Consider the following 18,022-nt stretch of genomic DNA (forward strand, 5'->3'; position numbering starts at 1 on the left):
AGCGACGGGCACTCACGCCCATCCATGATCCTGTTAGGCTGTCCGCGCTCCGGCACCATGGACATCGATCACGCACACGGGGAGAGTCGATGATCGAGGTTGACCCGCCGGCGATCCGCGCGCTGGGCGAGACGATCGAACGTCAGGTCGGGCCGCCCCTCGACGCCTGCGCCGAGCTGCTGACGTCCGCCCGCGCCATCGAACACAGCAACTTCACCTCGGTGGTGCCACAGCTCGCGGTCGCCTACGTGGGCGCGATCGAGTTCGTCGAGGAGCAGCTGCGCACCAAGCGCGAGCATCTCGCCGAGGTCCGGTCCCGGTTGGGCCGTACGGCGGACAACTGGGAGGCCGCCGAAACCGCCAGCACCATCGCTCCCCGCTGAGACCGTCGGAGACCGACATGGCAGACCCTACCTACCCCGCGGCCGCCGCGAAGATCGCGATGGCGGAGATCAGCGTGGCCGTCTCGGTCATCCCCGCCGCCTGGCCCATCGCCCAGATCGTCTACTTCAACCAGTGCGACCCCGAGGCGATCATGCGCAGGGGCGGCGACTGGCTGGCCATGTACGACCAGCTCGGCACCGCCCACGGCAACCTCGACGACGCCCTCGCGACCCTGACCCCGGAACAGTGGAGCGGCAAGGACCGCGACGCGTTCGGGGCGCACATCAACGCGTACGGCGTCCAGGTCGTCGGCACCCAGGTGCTGGCGGTCACCGTGGGCGTCACCATGCTCTGCGTCGGCGGGGTCCTGCTCGCCCTCGTCGTGGCGTACGCGGTGGTGTCCACCATCCTGGCGGTCTTCGCCGCCTTCATCGCGGCGGCCGGCGCAACCGTCGTCGGCGCACCGGCGGCGGCGTCCGCCCTGGCGACGGCGAACTCGTTCGCCGCCTCGGCGCTCAGCTTCCTCAAGGGGATCGAGACGATGGCCGAGGCGGTCGCCACCGGCGGTGCGGCGGCCATCGCGGGTGCCGCCTCGTTCGACGTCGGCGCCCACCTGGGCAGCGGCGACGTCGGAGTGCTGAAGGACCTGGTCCAGGCCACCGTCGACGGGCTCGACAACGTGGCCGCCGGGTTCCTGTCGAAGTGGGAGCGCGACTTCGTGGGGTACGGCATCCACAGCGGCGCCCGACACGCGGTCGGTTCCCCGACCGGCCCCGGCTACCTGGTCTATGGAGGCGGCACCCAGGTCGCGCCGGCCGGCACGGACGGCGACGGGGACACCGTCTACGGCACCTCGGGCGTGGTCGACAACCTGTGGTCGCGGTTGTTCGGAAACGACGCCTGGAACCACTGAGGGCCCCAGGCCGATCGGTCACTCCCAGCGGTTGCCGGTGAGCTTCTCGTACACCTCGACGTAGCGCGCCCGGGTCGCCTCGACGACCTCGGCGGGTACGTCCGGCGCGGGCGGCAGCTTGTTCCAGCCGCTACCGGTGGCCCAGTCCCGCACGTACTGCTTGTCGTAGGAGAACTGCACACGGCCCGGCTGGTACGACTCGGCGGGCCAGAACCGCGACGAGTCGGAGGTCAGCAGCTCGTCGGCGAGCACCAGGGTGCCGTCCGACGCCCAGCCCAGTTCGATCTTGGTGTCGGCGATCAGGATGCCCCGGTCGGCGGCCAGTTCGGCCCCGCGCCGGTAGATGTCGAGGGTGATCTGCCGCAGCCGCTCGGCGGTCTCCCGGCCCACCTTGGCCACCACGTCGTCGTAACTGATCGGCTCGTCGTGCTCGCCGGCCGGCGCCTTGCTCGACGGGGTGAAGATCGGCTCGGGCAGGATCGACGCCTCGCCGAGCCCCCGGGGCAGCGGTACGCCGGAGACCGTTCCGGTGCGCTCGTACTCGCGCAGGCCGCCGCCGGTGAGGTAGCCGCGGGCGACACACTCGACGGGGACCATGTCGAGCCGCTGACAGCGGATCGCTCGGCCGGCGAACTCGGCCGGCACGTCGGTGGCCGAGATGACGTGGTTCGGCACCAGGTCGGCGAGCTGCTCGAACCACCACAACGAGAGCGCGGTGAGCAGTCGACCCTTGTCCGGGATCGGTGTCGGCAACGGCACGTCGTAGATCGAGATGCGATCCGACGCGACCAGGATCAGGTCGTCGCCGTCGGCGTACACGTCCCGGACCTTGCCCGAGTGCAGAAGTTCCACGTGCCCTAGTACACCACGTGACGCCGCCGGGTCCGTCCGGCCACCCCTGGGCCCACGGGCCGGCCAGGGTGACCGGACGGACGTTGACACCCTCCTGCGCCGCCTGCGTGAATGGTCCGACCCCCGTCCGTCGGTGCCAGGAGACCCCGTGCCCGCTGTTCGTCCCCCGATCGACCGGTTTGGCGCCGACCCGGGCCGACGCCGGGTGCTCACCGCGCTGTTCGGCGCTCCCCTGCTGGCCACCGGTGGACTGGCCGGGTGCAGCGACGGCGCCGACACCTCGACCGGGAACGGCCCGGTCGAGCTGTCGGTCTTCTGGTGGGGCGGGGCGAAGCGGGCCGAGCTGACGGAGAAGGCCCTCCGGTTGTACTCCGAGCGCAACCCGGGGGTCACCTTTCGGGTGACCTGGCAGGGCGCCGACGGCTACTACGAGCGGCTGGCCACCCAGGCGGCCGGCGGGAACGTCCCGGACCTGATCCAGCTCGACGACTCGATGCTGGCCGAGTACACCCAACGCCAGATCACGCTCGACCTGAGCCAGCCGATCGCCGATCACCGCCTGGACCTGCGTGGCCTGCCCGAGGGCCTGGTCCGGTACGGCACGGTGGATGGGCGGACGACGGGGGTCGCCGCCGGGCAGACCCTCGCGGCCGTGGTCTTCAACCGGGACCTGCTGCGCGAGCTGCAGGTGCCCGAACCGCGCGGCGGAATGTCCTGGGCGGACTACATCGCGTGGGCACAGCTGGTCACCGAGGCCAGCGACGGCCAGGTGGCCGGCACGATGGACGCGTCCGGCGACTACCGCGCCCTCTGGCTCTGGCTCCGGTCCCAGGGTGGCGAGTTCTACCGGGATCGGGAGCTGGGCTTCGGCGCCGACGAGCTGATTGCCTGGTTCGAGCTGTGGCAGCGGGCCCGCGCCGGCCGGGCGACGCCGGGTGCGGCCCTCGTCGAGCAGGCCGACAGCGGGGAGCCGTCCCGGCAGCCGGTGGTCACCGGGTTGACGGCCGCGTCCTTCGCCTGGTCCCACCAACTGCCGGAGCTGCAACGACTCACCGACTCCGAGCTGGGCGTGGTGGGCTTCCCGGGGCCGCCGGGCGCCCAGTGGGCACGCGCGTCGATGTACTGGGCCGGCTTCCGGGGCACCCGTCACGCGGACACCGTGGCCGACGTGATCAACTTTTTGACCACCAACGGCGAGGCCGGCACGGTCCTCGGCCACGAGCGGGGCCTCAACCCCAGCCTCGCCGTTCGCCGGTACACCCAGGGCAGCATCACCGACCCGGCTCAGCAGCGCGCCGCCGCTCTCGGTGAGAGCCTGGCCGATCAGCTCGGGCCGGCGCCGTCACCGCCGCCGAAGGGCCACGCCAAGGTACGCACCCTGCTGGTCACCGCCGCCGAGCGGGTCCGGGTCAAGCGGGACGGCACCCGAGAGGCCACCGCCCGCTTCCTGTCCCAGGCCATCGGCGCCCTGGCGGGCTGAGCCGGCTCGTCAGCCGACGGGCCGGGCCTCGACCCGTGGGCGCGACGGATCAGCGCGGGGGGCCGCCGCGACGGTTACGCGTGAGGCGCAGCACCAGGAACACGATGATCGCGACCACCACGAGGCAGCAGAGCAGACCGAGGAAGCCGAAGCCGCCGCCGCCCCGGCGCCGCCGCGCGGCCTCCACCACGACCTCGCCGGTCCCCGTGGACGCCCAGGCCGCGACCGGCACGAAAACCGCCAGGACGACCGCACCGAGGACCGCGCTGAGCCGGCCCCACCACTTGCCGAAGGAAGACATGCGCCCATCCTCGCCGAAGGGCGCAACCTCGGCACGGCGGTAAGCGCCAAATTCACGGGACCGGGCACGGCCGGCCGCGCAATGCGCCCGCAACCACACGGTAAAAGAGATGATCTTTACATCAATCCATCGAGATGATCGGATTCGGCAACTGGTCATCTCAGGAGGCACCGTGCGGCTCTCTCCCACCCGAAGATCTGCGACAGCAGCGGTAGGCGTCACCCTCGTCGCCGCTCTCGTCACCCCGACGACAGCCCACGGCGCTCCGGCGTCCCCACCCCCGCCGACACCACCCGGTCGGGCCGCTGACGCCCCGGCCGCACCCGTGACGGTCACGCTCGTCACCGGCGACCGGGTGACTTTGACCCCCGAGCGCGACGGCACGACGCCCACGGTGGACGTCGTCCGCGCCCCGGGCGCCACCGGCGCCGTACGCATCGCCACCGAGGGCGGCGACACCTACGTGTATCCGGACGAGGCGCTGCCGTACCTGGCCACCGGTCGCCTCGACAAGCAACTCTTCGACGTCACCCAACTCGTCGCCCAGGGCTTCGACGACGCGCGAGCCGACGCGCTCCCCCTGGTCGTCACCCGCACGGCGGGCTCGGCGGCGCTGCGGAGCCGCACCGACCTGCCGGGCGCGGAGACCACGTTGGACCTGCCGTCGGTCCGTGGCCAGGCGATCCGCGCCCACCGCCCCCGGGCCGCCGACTTCTGGTCGGCCCTCACCGGCGGCCGCCAGCCCGGCGGGACGGCGTCGACCGTCCGCGCCGCCGACACCGCGACGCCCTCCTTCACGGCCGGCATCGACAAGGTGTGGCTCGATGGCAGGGCGAAGGCCGCCCTCGCCGACACCACCGCTCAGATCGGCGCTCCGGCGGCCTGGGCCGCCGGCGGGACGGGCGCCGGCGTACGGGTGGCCGTGCTGGACACTGGAGTGGACACGACCCACCCGGACCTGGTGAACCGGATCGTGGCGTCCCGAAGCTTCATCCCCGGCCAGGATGTCATCGACCGCAACGGGCACGGCACCCACACGGCCTCCACGGTCGCCGGGACGGGCGCCGCGTCGGATGGTCGGGAGCGGGGTGTCGCCCCCGACGCCGACCTGGTGATCGGCAAGGTCCTCGACGACTTCGGAAGCGGTTCGATCTCCGGGATCATCGCCGGCATGGAGTGGGCGGCACGGACCGAACACGCCAAGGTGATCAACATGAGCCTGGGCGTCAGCGCGTGGCACAGCCAGGACGATCCACTGAGCCAGTCCGTCAACCAACTGACCGCCGAGACCGGCGCGCTCTTCGTCGTCTCGGCCGGCAACAGCGGCCCGGACCCGTACACCCTGGGCGCGCCCGGGACCGCGGACGCCGCGCTCACCATCGGCGCGGTGGACGCCACCGACCACCTGGCCGACTTCTCCAGCGCCGGGCCCCGGATGATCGACGACGGCCTCAAGCCCGACCTGACCGCCCCCGGCGTCGACGTGCTGGCGGCGCGCTCGCAGCACATCGAGTGGGGCGAGGGCTTCTACCGTCTGGACAGCGGCACCTCGATGGCGGCGCCGCACGTCGCCGGAGCCGCCGTCCTGCTGGCGCAGAAGCACCCCACCTGGAGCGCCAGCCAGATCAAGGACGCCCTGATGGGCACCAGCGTGCCCACGCCCGACTACAGCGCCTACCGGGCCGGTAGTGGTCGGTTGAACGTGGCCGCCGCCTACCACCAGGACCAGATCATCGCCACCGGATCGGTCGACGCCGGACTCGTCCCGTGGTCGCCCGGTGCGCAGCCGAAGCCGATCACCCGGAAGATCACCTACACCAACACCACGGACAGCGCCATCACCCTGGCGCTCGCCGTCGAGGGCGCCGACGCCCCCGCCACGACGTTCGCGGTCGGCGCCGGCCAGGTGACGGTGCCCGCGCGGGGCACCTCGACGGTCGACGTCGTGGTGGACCCGAAGGCACTGGCCGCCGGCCGGTACTCCGCCCGGGTCACCGCCCGCCACGCGGCCGGCGTCGTGCACACGGCCGTCGGGATCGCGGTGGAGTCCAGGAAGTACGACCTCACGATCCACCTGAAGGACCGCGGCGGCCGGCCGATGAGTGGCGAGGTCGAGATCGTCAGCGCCGACGGCGTCTCCACCTTCATGTGGGTACGGGATGGAAAACTCGTCAGCCGATGGGCACCCGGCTCCTACACCGTGGTCGGCGCGGTCGACGTCGAGGGCCTGCACGGCGACGGCTCCCTCGGCCTGGCGATGCTGACCGTGCCCGAGGTCGCGCTGACGAGCAACCGGGTCGTCGTACTCGACGCCTCGGCGGCCCGTCAGGTGAAGGTGGCGACAGCGCAGCCGACCGCCGTCACCAACAGCCGCATCGACGTCTACCGCTCGTTCACCTCGCGCGAGCCGACGCCCAGCGACTCGAGCGCCCTGCGCGAGACGTTCTGGCCCGGCGCCACCTACGACAGTCTGTGGGCGCTCCCCACCAGGGGCGCGGTGCGGGAGGGCAGCTTCGTCTTCACCACCCGGATCCGGGCGGAGCAGACGCCACTGGAGATCAGCCACGACGGCCGTCGTACCGGTGACCCACTCGCACAGCCGGGCGCCCGCCCGTTGACCGACGGCACCACGCGCCTGGACGCCGTCTTCGCCGGCACCGGCGCGACGGCGGACTACGCCGGGGTCCCGGCCCGCGGCAAGGCCGTCGTCGTTCGGCGCGACGACGCCGTGTCCCCGTCGGACCGGGTCAAGGCGGCGATCGCCGCCGGCGCGGCGCTGCTCCTGGTCGTCAACGACGGCGAGGGCCGCGCCAGCGAGTGGTATGGAGAATCCGACGGTACGACGACCGGGCCGCTCCCGGTCGCGTCGCTGATCGCGGGCGACGGCGAGAGCCTGATCGGCAAGATCACCGCCGCCGGCCGCAAGGGGGTACGCCTCACCGTCACCGCCCACCCCTCGTCGCGATACCTCTACGACCTGGTCGACTACCACCGTGGCGGCGTACCCGTCGACCCGTCGCCCAGGACCGACCCGAAGCACCTCGCCCGGATCGACCTGGTGTTCGCCCCACCACCCGGCCAGCAGGCCGCCGAGACCCGGACGGACTTCCCGCCGTACGAGTGGGCGGCCGCTCGCGGGTTCCGCTTCCAGCCGGTGGCCCCGGGACCGCGTACCGACTGGGTCTCCGCCGGCGACGGCGTCCGGTGGAAGCAGTTCGCCGACGTCCTCGACTGGGGGCGGTCGTACACGGATGAGATCGCCTACCGGCCGGGCAGCGTCCAGAAGGACCGCTGGTTCGGGCCCATCACGCGGCCACGCCTGCTGACGTACGACATCCCGTTCCGGGGCGAGTTCGGGATCAGCGCCTACATCCAGGGGTTCGGCGACGGGGGGTCCGCGCACAGCGGCGGGGCCGCCATGCTGCAACGAATCTCGTTCTACCAGGGCGACCGGCAACTGGTGCAGTTCGAGAACTGGCCGGAGTTGTTCGCCGGTGATCTGCCGGCGGAGCGGTCACCGTACCGGCTGGTCGTCGAGACGGAGACCAAGCCGGAGTTCAGCCCGTACTCGTCGAGCACGCGTACCGACTGGACCTTCTTCTCCGGCGCTGTCACTGGCACGGACGTGCAGGCGATGCCGCTGGTCCAGTTGGACTACGGCACGGACGTGGACCTGGCGGGTCGCGCGCCGCGCCGGAACGACCTGACCATCACCCCGGTGGTGGTGGGCAGCACGGCCGCGAAGGACGGCGTCTCCTCGCTCGGCCTCGAGGTGTCGTACGACGACGGGCGCACCTGGCAACGGCAGAGCCTCAAGGAGCGCAAGGGCGCGTGGACGGCGGCCCTGAACGCGCCGGGCCGGGCCGGGTACGTGTCGATCCGGGTCACCGCCAAGCAGCGTAACGGCGGTGGCGTCACCCAGACCGTCATGCGGGCCTTCGGCCTGCGGTGACATGTGTGCGGGGGCCGGTTCGCGCCGGCCCCCGCCCGCACTGGCGGCGACGTCGACCGGAACGAGAAGAACCCGGCCCCATCAGGGGACCGGGTTCTTGTCGTACAACGTGGTAGCGGGGACAGGATTTGAACCTGCGACCTCTGGGTTATGAGCCCAGCGAGCTACCGAGCTGCTCCACCCCGCGTCGGCTGTTAAAGCTTAACCCACCCGTCCCGGCGATGATCAGCGGGGGTCGCCACCGGGCCACCACGCGAGCGGACGCGCCAATGACGAAAGCCCGCCTCCGGAAGATCGGAGGCGGGCTTTCTCTCTCGTAGCGGGGACAGGATTTGAACCTGCGACCTCTGGGTTATGAGCCCAGCGAGCTACCGAGCTGCTCCACCCCGCGTCGGCTCGATAACCGTAGCGCACCGACCCGGGGCACCGCAAAGCGACTCCGATACCGCCGTCAGCCCAGCCAGTTCTCGATCGCCGCCACCGCACGCCGACTGTCGGCGTCCACCTGTGCGCGCTCGGCGGCGCTGTACTCCCAGCCCTGCTCCCAGAGCACCGTCACCACGTCGTCGACCCGGACCGCCCGGACCAGCCGCACCTCGTACGCGCCCGGGTCACCCATGCCCGTCGGGTACGGGGCGCGCAGCTCGAACAGCACCGACTCGTCGCCGTACGTCCCCGGGTCCAGCAGTCGCTGCCGCCACACCCTGGCATCGTCGGGCGACTTCTGTTCCGGGCAGGCGCGGACGGCCTGCCGCAGCTCCCGCAGCGCGTCGTCGGCGCGGCCCGGACGGTAGATGGTGATGCTGTGCCGGTAACTGCCGTCCGGCACGTTGCCCGCCGGGGTCTCCGGCCGCTTGTAGGCGATCGACCGGGCGCGGCGCTGCACCACCGCCGACTCGCTGGCGTACCGGGCGTCGCACAGCGTCGGCAGGACCGGCCCCGCGGCGGTCGATTCCAGCCCGGTCCGGTTGGCGGCCGCCAGGACGAAGAAGGCCCGGTCCGGGATCGAGGTGGGCGCGTGGGCGGTCGCCTGGCCGGTGGGCGCGACCGACCGCGTACCCCCGGCGGTGCTGTGCGACGGCGTCGGCGACGACGATTGCGGCGTGGGCGGCGCGGACGCCGACGGGGTGGGCGTGGAACTGCCCGCGACCGACGGCGGGCCCGGCGTGTCGGCCGGTGGCGGCAGCGGCGCGGACCCGTCCACGGGAAGCACCAGGCGTCCACCGACGGCGGCCCCACCGAGCAGCACCGCGACCGCCAGCGCGCTACCCGCCACTCGCACGCGGGCCCGCCGGTCGGCGTGCCGCCGGACCACCTCGGGATGTGCCACCGTCACGTCGTCCACGGCGACGGTGAGCGATCGGTACAGGTCGGAGAGCTCAGCGGACATCGTTCGCCTCCAGTTCGTCGATGTGGACGTCGGGCAGCAGTACGGCCAGCCGGCACCGGCCGCGGGACAACCAGGACTTGACGGTGCCGACCGGCACGTCGGCCTCCCGGGCGATCTCCTCGACCGACATGTCGAAGAGGTAGTGCAGAGCCAGCGCCTGCCGCTGCGCGGCCGGCAGTTGGCGGAGCGCGCCCACGAGCAGCACCCCGTCCTCACCCGGCGGGGGCGCGGTCGGCGGCGGACCGCTGCGGCTCAGCAGGACCCGCCGACGGTGCAGGTGCCGCCAACGGTCGTTCGCCAACCGGGAGACCACCAGGCGCAGCCACGCCTCGGGCGCCGGGTGCTCGGCGAGCCGCCCCCACTGCCGCCACGCCCGCGCGAACGCCTCCTGCACCACGTCCTGCGCCTCGGTGTGGTCACCGGTCACCGCGTAGCCGTAGCGGATCATCCGCCGGACGGCGCCACGGTAGAAATCGTCGAAGCTCTGTGCGTCCCTCACGACTGCCCCCTTGTCCGCGCCCCCGATGCATCACTGACGGCAGGGGGCCGGTCCGGGTTGCGGGTCGGCCGGACAAAGCGTGTCGGAGAGGCGACAGGCCGGCATACCGTACGGATGCGACGGAGCCCCCGACGTCCGGACCCGGGGGTCCGACGTCGAGGGCTCCGGTGTGCCTCCCGAGCGGCTGGTCAGCCGCCCGGCGTGGCGCTCGGGGTGCCGGACGGCGGGGGCGCGCCACCGCTCGCCTGCTGCGCCTGCTGGAACGCGGTCAACGCCTCGTCCAACGCCTTCAGCGCGCGGCCGTACCGCTCGAAGTCCCCGGAGGTCTGCGCGGCGCGGACCTCCGTGATGGCGGACTGCACCCGGTCCGCGGCGACGGCCAGATCGCCGGCCGGCGGGGCGGTGCCGCTCGGCGTCGGGCTCGCGCTCGGGGTCGCGCTCGGCGTCGCTCCCGGCGACGGGCTGGTCGGGTTGCCACCAGTGGTGGGCGGCGGCGAGGTGCCCTGCCCGGCCTTCTTACCCTGATCGACCAACTGCTTGATGCCGTCGTTGATGTTGTCGGCGAGCGCCACGAACGAGCCGCCGTCACCGTACGAGAGCAGCACCTTCTGCAACAGCGGGTACGCGTCCTGCTGGTTGCTCTTCACGTAGACCGGCTCGACGTAGAGCATCCCGTCGGCGAAGGGCAGCGACAGCAGGTTGCCGTACTGCACCTGCGCCTGGTTGCTGGAGAGCAGGTTGAGCTGCTGACGGATGTTCGCGTTGTTGGTCATCTGCTGGTGCACCTGCACCGGCCCGGAGATCCGGGTCTGGTCCGGCAACTCCAGCACCTCGAGTCGAGGTTTTCCGTCGACGTACGACCCGGAGATCAGCGCGGCCAGGTTCTGCCGGCCGTTCGGGGTGACCGCCGAGGTGAGCTGGAACCGGGGGCTCTCCTGCCCGGGGAACTGGGTGAACAGGTAGTACGGCGGCTGCTTCTGCCCGCTGTCCGGCGCGTCCGGCACGTTCGGCACCTGCCAGAAGTCCTGCGCCGAGTAGAAGTCACCCGGGTTGGTCACGTGGAACTTGGTGAGCAGGTTGCGCTGCACCTTGAACATGTCCGCCGGGTAGCGCAGGTGCTCGGTCAGCTCGGGCGGGATGTCCGCCTTCGGCTTGATCAGGTCACCGCCGAAGGCCTTGTTCCACGCCTTGAGCACCGGGTCGGTGTCGTCGTACTCGTAGAGCGTCACGGTGCCGTCGTACGCGTCGACGGTGGCCTTCACCGAGTTGCGCATGTAGTTGACGTTCTCCCGGGCCAACTGGAAGGTGCCCCGGTTGGTCAGCTCGTCGGTCGTCTCGACCTGGAGGTTGACACGCTCGGCGTACGGGAAGGTCGCGGCCGTCGTGTAGCCGTCGACGATCCACTGCACGCGGCCGTCGACCACCGCCGGGTACGGGTCGCCGTCCAGGGTGAGGAACGGTGCGACCTTCTCCACCCGGTCCCGGGGGTTACGCACGTACAGCAGCTTGGAGTCCTTGTTGATCGCCTCGGTGAGCAGGAAGTTCGACTCCTGCTCCTTGATGGCGTACAGCAGCCGCCGGCTGAAGGAACCGATCTTGACGCCGCCCTCACCGGTGTAGGTGTAGGACTCGCCGCCACCCTCCCCGACCGGCCTGTCGAACTCGGCCTTCTTGTTCGGGTCGGACTGCCCGACGATCGCGTAGTCGTCGGCCGCCATCCGCTCGCCGTAGTAGATGCGCGGCTGCTTGGCGGGAATCTGCTCGGTCTGCGAGGAGCACGCCTCCTGCGTCCGCTCGCCGAGGAAGCCCGAGACGAAGAACGGCTGCCCGCCGCACACCACCTGGTTCGCCGGGGCGGCCACCAGGCCGTACCCGTGGGTGTAGACGGTGTGCCGGTTGATCCACGTGTTCTGCTGGTCGGTCAACTCGCCGTAGTTGATCTCGCGGACGCCGACGACGTAGTCGGACGTCTTGCCGTTCACCCCGTACCGGTCGATGTCCAGCTTGGGGCCGAAGTCGTAGAAGCCCCGGACCTGCTGGAGCTGGGTGTACGTCTCGCTGACCAACTGCGGGTCGAGCAGGCGCACGTTCGACACGACGGACGTGTCGGTGGCCAGGTTCGCCGGTGGGGTGAGGTTGCTCGCCGCGTACGGGGTGGTCTCGGTGTTGCCCAACCCGAACGCCGCCCGCGTCGCGTCGATGCTGCGCTGGATGTACGGCGCCTCCTTGTCCTTGGCGCTCGGCTTCACCTCGAAGGTCTGCACCGCCCAGGGGTAGATGCCGCCGATCGCCACCGCGGAGACGCCCAGCAGGGCGAGCGAGATGCCCGGCCACACCAGGTTCCGCATCCAGGCGTTGGAGAACACGACGATCGCGATGGCCACGACGACCGAGATGTACGCCAGGATCTCCTTCGCCGTCAGCAGCGCGTTGACGTCCGCGTAGCCGGCGCCGTACAGCTTGGCGCCCTCGTTGTACTCGAGCAGCATCGCCCGCCGGTCCAGCACGTACGCGAGGGCCTTGAGCAGGACGAACACCGCGACGAGACTGCTCAGGTGCGCCCGCGCCGCGTTGCTCATGCGGTCCCCGACACCCTGGAGGCGGACCCCGCCGAAGAGGTAGTGCACCGCCAGCGCGCCGATCAGCGCCAGCACCACGGCGGTGAAGCCGACACCGAGCAGGTAGCGCCAGAACGGGAGCTGGAAGACGTAGAAGCCGATGTCCACCCCGAACTCCGGGTCCACGGCACCGAAGTCACCGCCGTTGCGGAACAGCAGCCACTGGTCCCACCGGCTCTGGGCGGACAGCCCGGCGAAGAGGCCGATCACGGCGGCGATCAACGCGATCCAGGTGCCGAGACGCGGGCTGAGCGCCATCCGGTAGCGCTCCAGCGTGGCCTGCTCCGCCGAGTGCGGTCGCAGTCGCGGCCGCAGCCGGTACGCCAGCCACAGGTTGCCGCCGACGACCACCGCCATGCCAAGGCCGATGACCGCGAAGAGCAGCAGCCGGGTGACGAGCACACCGGTGAAGACCTCGGTGTAGCGCACCTCGTCGAACCAGAGCCAGTCGGTCCAGGCCTGGACACCCCAACCGAGCAGGGTGAAGAGCACGAACACCCCGACCAGGACGGCGATGGTGACCCGGCCGCGCCGGCTCATCCTCGGCAGAGGGCTGCTGCTACGCATTACCACTGTTGGCTCCGCACGCTCGATGTGATCGGCTCCGATCAGGCACCCAGAGTACGGGTTGTTCCTGAGCGTGTCGGGGCACGGTCACACGGGTCAGCAGCGGGTCGGCTGACCACCCGCGCGCAGCGTCTCCAACGCGGTCAGCGCCTCGTCCAGCGAACCCACCTTCAGCAACGGCAGGTCGGGCTGCGGGTTACGGACCGCCTCGGCACAGTTGTCGGCCGGCACCAGGAAGACCTTGGCCCCCGCCCGCTTCGCGCCGACCAGCTTCTGGGCGATTCCGCCGATCGGGCCGACCGTGCCCTCGTCGTCGATGGTGCCGGTGCCCGCGATGACCTTTCCGCCGGTGAGGTCGGCCGGGGTCAGCTTGTCCACGATGCCCAGGGCGAACATCAGACCGGCGCTCGGCCCGCCGATGTCCTCCAGGTCGATGCCGAGCGTGAACGGGTGCGGCTGCTGCTGGTCGATCTCGACGCCGATCCGCGGCCGACCGTCCTGCTCCCGGCTGGTCACCGTCGCGGTGGCCGGCGTGCCGTCGCGGGTGTAACCGATGGTCAGCGCCGTACCCGCCGGCTTGGCCCGGATCAACTCGGTGACCTTGGCGGCCACCGGCACCGGCTGACCGTCGACCGAGGTGACCACATCGCCGACCTTGAGCGCCCCGGCGGACGGGCCGTCCGCCGCGACCGTCTTGATCACCACCTGCACCGGGAAGCCCAGTTCCCGCAGCGCGGCGGTCTCGGCGCTGGTCTGCGACACCTTGAAGTCCTCGGCGTTGCGCTGCTCGACCTGCTCGGTCGACTCCCCCGGCGGGTAGACCAGCTCGCGCGGCACCACCGCCTCGTCGTCGGAGAACCAGCCGGCGATCGCCGAGCGGAGCCGGACCGTCGGCTGCACCCCCACCGTCGTCAGCCGCAGCTGGCCCGCCGACGTGGAGGTCTCCCGGCCGGTGACCTGGATGACCTCCTTACCGTCGGCCGTGCCGAGGGTGTTGACGGTCGGGCCCGGGCCGAGCACCACGTACGGAATCGGCACCCGGAGCACCCCGATGCTCAGCAGGGCGGTGAACAGGGCACCGAGCAGGACCGTCAGGCCACGACGTCTCATGCGCCAGAGCGTACCGATCGCCACCGGCCGGTCCGACGGATGCGTCACACGACTTCGCCCTCAGCGCAACGCCAGCGGCGACTACCTGGGGCGCGGCCCGCGTACCGTAGAGGTCGTGCCTGATATTCCGTTCGGTTTCGCGCTCCCGGGTGGGCAACCACCAGACCCCAACGATCCCGCGCAGATGCAGCAGTTCATGTCGCAGTTGCAGCACCTGCTCTCGGCGCCGGGCAGCGGTCCGGTCAACTGGGACCTGGCCCGGCAGGTAGCGGCCAGCCAGCTCGCCGCCGCCGGTGATCCGGCCGTGTCGCCGTACGAGCGCAACGCCGTCGAGGAGGCGTTGCGCCTGGCCGACCTGTGGTTGGAGCCGGCCACGTCGTGGCCGTCCGGCATCCAGTCCCCGGTCGCCTGGAACCGCAACGAGTGGATCTTCAAGACGCTCGACGTGTGGCGCAAGCTCTGCGACCCGGTGGCCAGCCGGATGGTCGGCGCGATGGGTGACCTGGTGCCGCCGGAGGCGCGCGCCCAGCTCGGCCCGATGCAGTCGATGGTGGCCACCCTCGGTGGCGCGCTCTTCGGCGGCCAGCTCGGGCAGGCCCTCGGCTCGCTCGCCGCGGAGGTCCTCTCCGCCGGCGACATCGGGCTGCCGCTCGGCCCGGCCGGCACGGCCGCGCTGATTCCGGCCAACATCCGCGCGTACGGCGAGGGCCTGGAACTTCCCGAGGACGAGGTACGCCTCTACGTGGCGCTGCGCGAGGCCGCCCACCAGCGGCTGTTCCAGCACGTCCCGTGGCTGCGCGGGCACGTGCTCAGCGCCGTGGAGATGTACGCCTCGGGCATCCGGGTCAACCGGGAGGCGATCGAGGAGGCGATGGGCCGGGTCGACCCCACCGACCCGGAGTCGATGCAGGCGATCGCCCTGGAGGGCATCTTCACCCCCGAGGACAGCCCGGCACAGAAGGCCTCGCTGGCCCGCCTGGAGACCGCGTTGGCCCTGGTCGAGGGCTGGGTGTGCCACGTGGTGGACAGCGCCGCCAGCGACCGGCTGCCCAACGTCGTACGGCTGGGCGAGGCGTTCCGCCGCCGCCGGGCCGCCGGTGGCCCCGCCGAGCAGACCTTCGCGGCGCTCGTCGGCCTGGAACTGCGCCCGCGCCGACTGCGCGAGGCGGCGGCCCTGTGGGCGGCGCTCACCCAGCACCGCGGCATCGAGGGCCGGGACGCCGTCTGGGGCCACCCGGATCTGCTCCCGTCCGACGACGACTTCGCCGACCCGGTGGCGTTCGCGATGAACGACATGGACCTGAGCGAGCTGGACAGCTTCGACTTCAGCGCCCCGGGCGGCGCGCACGAGAAGGCGCCGGGCGAGTCCGACGACGACAGCGGCACGGACGGCGACAGCGAGGGCGAGGGCGGCAGCGGCACGGACGGCGGCGCCAAGAGCTGACGCGGCCAGGCCGGGCGCCCGACGCGGCTCAGGCGTCCGGCACGCGCCCGACGCGGCTCAGGCGTCCGGCACGCGCCCGACGCGGCTCGGCGTCCGGCACGCGCCCGACGCGGCTCAGGCGTCCGGCAGGCGCCCGGCGCGGCTCGGTGATCCACTCGGCTTCCTGGAAGGCGGGTTGTCCGCGCGGCCTGGACGCCGCGCCTTCCTGGAACCCGAGTGGATCACGCCCGCGACAACCCCGCGGGGCGGCCGACGGCGCGGCGATCAGGCGTCGCGATCAGGCGGGGCGGCCTGAGCCCGACAACAGCGAGCGGGTGGCCTCCCAGCCTTCGAAGGCCGGGTCCAGCGCGGCGAGGTCGGCCGGGCCACGCTGGCGTCGCCAGCCGGCCGTTACGGCGACGTCCCCTGGCTGGGGGGCGCCGACCCGGGCGTCGGCCGGCACTGCGGTGTCAAAGTCGAGCGGGGGCAACCACTGCGGCACGGGCAGCCGTACGGCCACTCCGAGCAGACCCGGGCCGCCGCCCTCGGCCGGGGCGACGGCGACCGACCGGGTGGTGAGCGGGCGCAACAGCTTGCCGACGGTCAGCGCGGGCAGGTCGGGCACGTCACCCACGAGCACTGCCGCCTGGTCGTAGCCGTCCAGCGTGGCGAACACCGCGTTCGGCGTCGGCTCGGGCACCTCGTGGACGGCGGTGCCGGGCCAGACGAGCGCGTCCGCCAGCGGACGGTCTGCCGGGGTCACGGCGACGGCCACGTCCACCTCGTTGAGGGTCGCGACCAGGTCGATGACATCCTCGGCGAGCGCCGCCCGCCACTGCGCCAGGTCGATCCCCGGCGGCGACCACCGCACCGGCCCGAACATGACCACCACCACCCGCCGCGCCATGACCCGACCCTAACGCCCCGACCTACCGCCCCACCCACCCCGCCGAGCCCACCCGACCGAGCCCAACGCGCGCCGAGCCCGCCTCGCCCAGCCCAACGCGCGCGACCCGCCGCACCGCGCCAGCCCAGACGGGCCAGTCAGCCGGCGGGCCCGGTGATCGACTCCACATCGGCGATGTCGGGGCATCCCGACGCCAGGACACCCCGACATCAGCGATGTGGAGTCGATCAAGGCCGGGCAGGGCTGGGCTGGGCCCAGGGGCGGGTCAGGTGGGGACGGGGGCGCAGGATGCGGCGGCGATGCCCTCCAGGTAGCCGCGCGCACGCTCCGACTTGGGGTACCGGCCGACGAGCGCCCAGAACCGGGCGTTGTGGCTGGGCACGATGAGGTGGGTCAACTCGTGCAGCAGCACGTAGTCGATCACCCAGTCGGGCATGTCCTGGACGCGGTGTGAGATGCGGATGCTTCGGTCGGCGGGGGTGCACGAGCCCCAGCGGCCGTTCTGGTTGGTGACCCATCGGACGCTGGCCGGCACGGCCTTCTCGCCGTAACCGCCGAGGTAGAGGTCGATCAGCCGGTTGGCCCGGGCGACGAGTTCGTCGTCGGAGCGGGCCAGTCGACCCTCGCGGGCGGCGAGCCGCGCCAACATGCGGTCGACCCACTCGCTCTCCTCGGCCCGGGAGAACTGGTCCGGGATGAGGACGACCACCCGCTCACCGTCACGGTACGCAGACACCGTGCGTCGCCGACGCTGGCTGCGCCGTACCTCGACGACCGGCTTACGCGTCCCCGCCATCACTGGGCCGCGCAGCCTCGGCTACGTGTCACGAGGGAAAGCTAATGCGTACTGACCAGGGGTCCGCAAGAGTCAACCGCGCGACACGCGCCCAAAAAATGGTGATTGGTCGCCCGGCGTCCCGAAAATTTATTGACTGGACCACCGCCGAAGTGCCATCACGCCGTCTCGTCACCCACCGTGTACGCCGACGGCGGCACCGCGCGGTCCGCCCCTCCACCGTAGGTGATCACCGCGCTCGACCCTGCCGCGGGGGCACCCGCAGGGGTGGCTGTGAGGGTTTGGTCGGCGTGTCCCCGCCAAACTGACTTATCCGACCTAATTCGCCATGCACACTCTCGACGTCGACTTGCTCACAGTGACGATGCACAGCTGACATGGAACTGCCCAGACCTGGGTAGGGTCCGCGAACCAGCGGTCACGAAGGTGGCCGTGGAGTAAGCCCCAGCGCCGGCGCCCCGTGAGGTCCGCCGCCGGGCATTCCGCCGGAACCGTATTGACCGGCGGACGAGACGAGGAGGGCACCGTGGCCGACCAGGCCCAGACCTACAACGGTTACTGCGTGAAGTGCAAGGAGAAGCGGGACTTCGAGGGGCACGTGGAGGTCTCGAAGACCGGCATGAACATGGCCAAGGGCAAGTGTCCGGTATGCGGCACAACAGTGAACCGGATTCTCGGCAAGGCGAAGGTCTGACCCGTACGGATCTGCGGGGGCGGGGGGGGCCCCCCCCCCCCCCCCCCCCCCCGGCCCCCCCCCCCGGGGGTGGCAGAGGGGGGGGGGGCCGCCCCCCCCCCGGGCGGGGGGGTTAAACCCCCCCACGCGTGGGCAC

The 18,022-nt window shown here is 71.8% G+C and carries 14 protein-coding genes and 2 tRNA genes; 6 read left to right on the forward strand and 10 right to left on the reverse strand.

The features are described 5' to 3' along the window. The first annotated feature begins 89 nt into the window (after positions 1-89). Complete coding sequence (locus tag ACIA3K_RS30700) at positions 90-383, forward strand: hypothetical protein (protein ID WP_396805210.1); 294 nt, start codon at positions 90-92, stop codon at positions 381-383. A gap of 17 nt (positions 384-400) precedes the next feature. Beyond that, positions 401-1,297: a hypothetical protein gene (locus ACIA3K_RS30705; protein WP_396805212.1), complete on the forward strand. Its 897-nt coding sequence runs from the start codon at positions 401-403 to the stop codon at positions 1,295-1,297. 18 nt (positions 1,298-1,315) lie between these two features. Here the strand turns inward: ACIA3K_RS30705 and ACIA3K_RS30710 are convergent, their stop codons facing one another. Beyond that, positions 1,316-2,149 (reverse strand): phosphoribosylaminoimidazolesuccinocarboxamide synthase, encoded by an 834-nt coding sequence (locus ACIA3K_RS30710; protein ID WP_396805214.1) that lies wholly within the window; start codon positions 2,147-2,149, stop codon positions 1,316-1,318. 148 nt (positions 2,150-2,297) lie between these two features. Between ACIA3K_RS30710 and ACIA3K_RS30715 the strand changes: the two genes are divergently transcribed. Further along, on the forward strand, positions 2,298-3,629 hold the full coding sequence (locus tag ACIA3K_RS30715) for an ABC transporter substrate-binding protein (RefSeq protein WP_396805216.1): 1,332 nt from the start codon (positions 2,298-2,300) through the stop codon (positions 3,627-3,629). Between the two features lie 49 nt (positions 3,630-3,678). Here the strand turns inward: ACIA3K_RS30715 and ACIA3K_RS30720 are convergent, their stop codons facing one another. After that, entirely contained in the window at positions 3,679-3,930 is a 252-nt protein-coding gene (locus ACIA3K_RS30720; protein WP_396805218.1) for a hypothetical protein, read from the reverse strand. 172 nt (positions 3,931-4,102) lie between these two features. On the opposite strand from ACIA3K_RS30720, the gene ACIA3K_RS30725 reads away from it, so the two are divergent. Then, a complete protein-coding gene (locus ACIA3K_RS30725; protein ID WP_396805220.1) occupies positions 4,103-7,882 on the forward strand; it encodes a S8 family serine peptidase in 3,780 nt (1,259 codons plus the stop codon). 110 nt (positions 7,883-7,992) lie between these two features. Here ACIA3K_RS30725 and ACIA3K_RS30730 read toward each other — a convergent pair. The 6 genes from ACIA3K_RS30730 to ACIA3K_RS30755 all read right to left on the reverse strand — a co-directional run bounded on the left by ACIA3K_RS30730 (position 7,993) and on the right by ACIA3K_RS30755 (position 14,066). Next, positions 7,993-8,069: transfer RNA gene (locus ACIA3K_RS30730), tRNA-Met, on the reverse strand. 130 nt (positions 8,070-8,199) lie between these two features. Beyond that, a tRNA-Met gene (locus ACIA3K_RS30735) sits at positions 8,200-8,273 on the reverse strand. Between the two features lie 60 nt (positions 8,274-8,333). After that, positions 8,334-9,272 carry a hypothetical protein gene (locus ACIA3K_RS30740; protein WP_396805222.1) on the reverse strand — a complete coding sequence of 313 codons (939 nt, stop codon included), beginning with the start codon at positions 9,270-9,272 and terminating at the stop codon, positions 8,334-8,336. Further along, a complete protein-coding gene (locus tag ACIA3K_RS30745) occupies positions 9,262-9,771 on the reverse strand; it encodes a SigE family RNA polymerase sigma factor (protein WP_396805224.1) in 510 nt (169 codons plus the stop codon). The genes ACIA3K_RS30740 and ACIA3K_RS30745 overlap by 11 nt, the downstream gene beginning before the upstream one ends. A 188-nt stretch (positions 9,772-9,959) precedes the next feature. Then, positions 9,960-12,956 carry a UPF0182 family protein gene (locus ACIA3K_RS30750; protein WP_396805226.1) on the reverse strand — a complete coding sequence of 999 codons (2,997 nt, stop codon included), beginning with the start codon at positions 12,954-12,956 and terminating at the stop codon, positions 9,960-9,962. Between the two features lie 96 nt (positions 12,957-13,052). Further along, on the reverse strand, positions 13,053-14,066 hold the full coding sequence (locus tag ACIA3K_RS30755; RefSeq protein ID WP_355050563.1) for a PDZ domain-containing protein: 1,014 nt from the start codon (positions 14,064-14,066) through the stop codon (positions 13,053-13,055). 115 nt (positions 14,067-14,181) lie between these two features. On the opposite strand from ACIA3K_RS30755, the gene ACIA3K_RS30760 reads away from it, so the two are divergent. Continuing rightward, positions 14,182-15,510, forward strand: coding sequence for a zinc-dependent metalloprotease (locus ACIA3K_RS30760; protein ID WP_396805229.1), 1,329 nt, complete (start codon positions 14,182-14,184; stop codon positions 15,508-15,510). Between the two features lie 277 nt (positions 15,511-15,787). Here ACIA3K_RS30760 and ACIA3K_RS30765 read toward each other — a convergent pair whose 3' ends face one another. Together ACIA3K_RS30765 and ACIA3K_RS30770 are read right to left on the reverse strand one after the other, a co-directional pair. Next, a complete protein-coding gene (locus tag ACIA3K_RS30765; RefSeq protein WP_396805231.1) occupies positions 15,788-16,396 on the reverse strand; it encodes a hypothetical protein in 609 nt (202 codons plus the stop codon). Between the two features lie 265 nt (positions 16,397-16,661). Then, a complete protein-coding gene (locus ACIA3K_RS30770) occupies positions 16,662-17,192 on the reverse strand; it encodes a M48 family metallopeptidase (RefSeq protein WP_396805233.1) in 531 nt (176 codons plus the stop codon). A 526-nt stretch (positions 17,193-17,718) separates the two neighbouring features. Here ACIA3K_RS30770 and ACIA3K_RS30775 point away from each other — a divergent pair. Then, a complete protein-coding gene (locus tag ACIA3K_RS30775) occupies positions 17,719-17,886 on the forward strand; it encodes a DUF5679 domain-containing protein (protein ID WP_007464795.1) in 168 nt (55 codons plus the stop codon). Positions 17,887-18,022: the final 136 nt, after the last annotated feature.

Source organism: Micromonospora sp. NPDC051543 (genome assembly GCF_044454415.1).
GTDB lineage: Bacteria > Actinomycetota > Actinomycetes > Mycobacteriales > Micromonosporaceae > Micromonospora.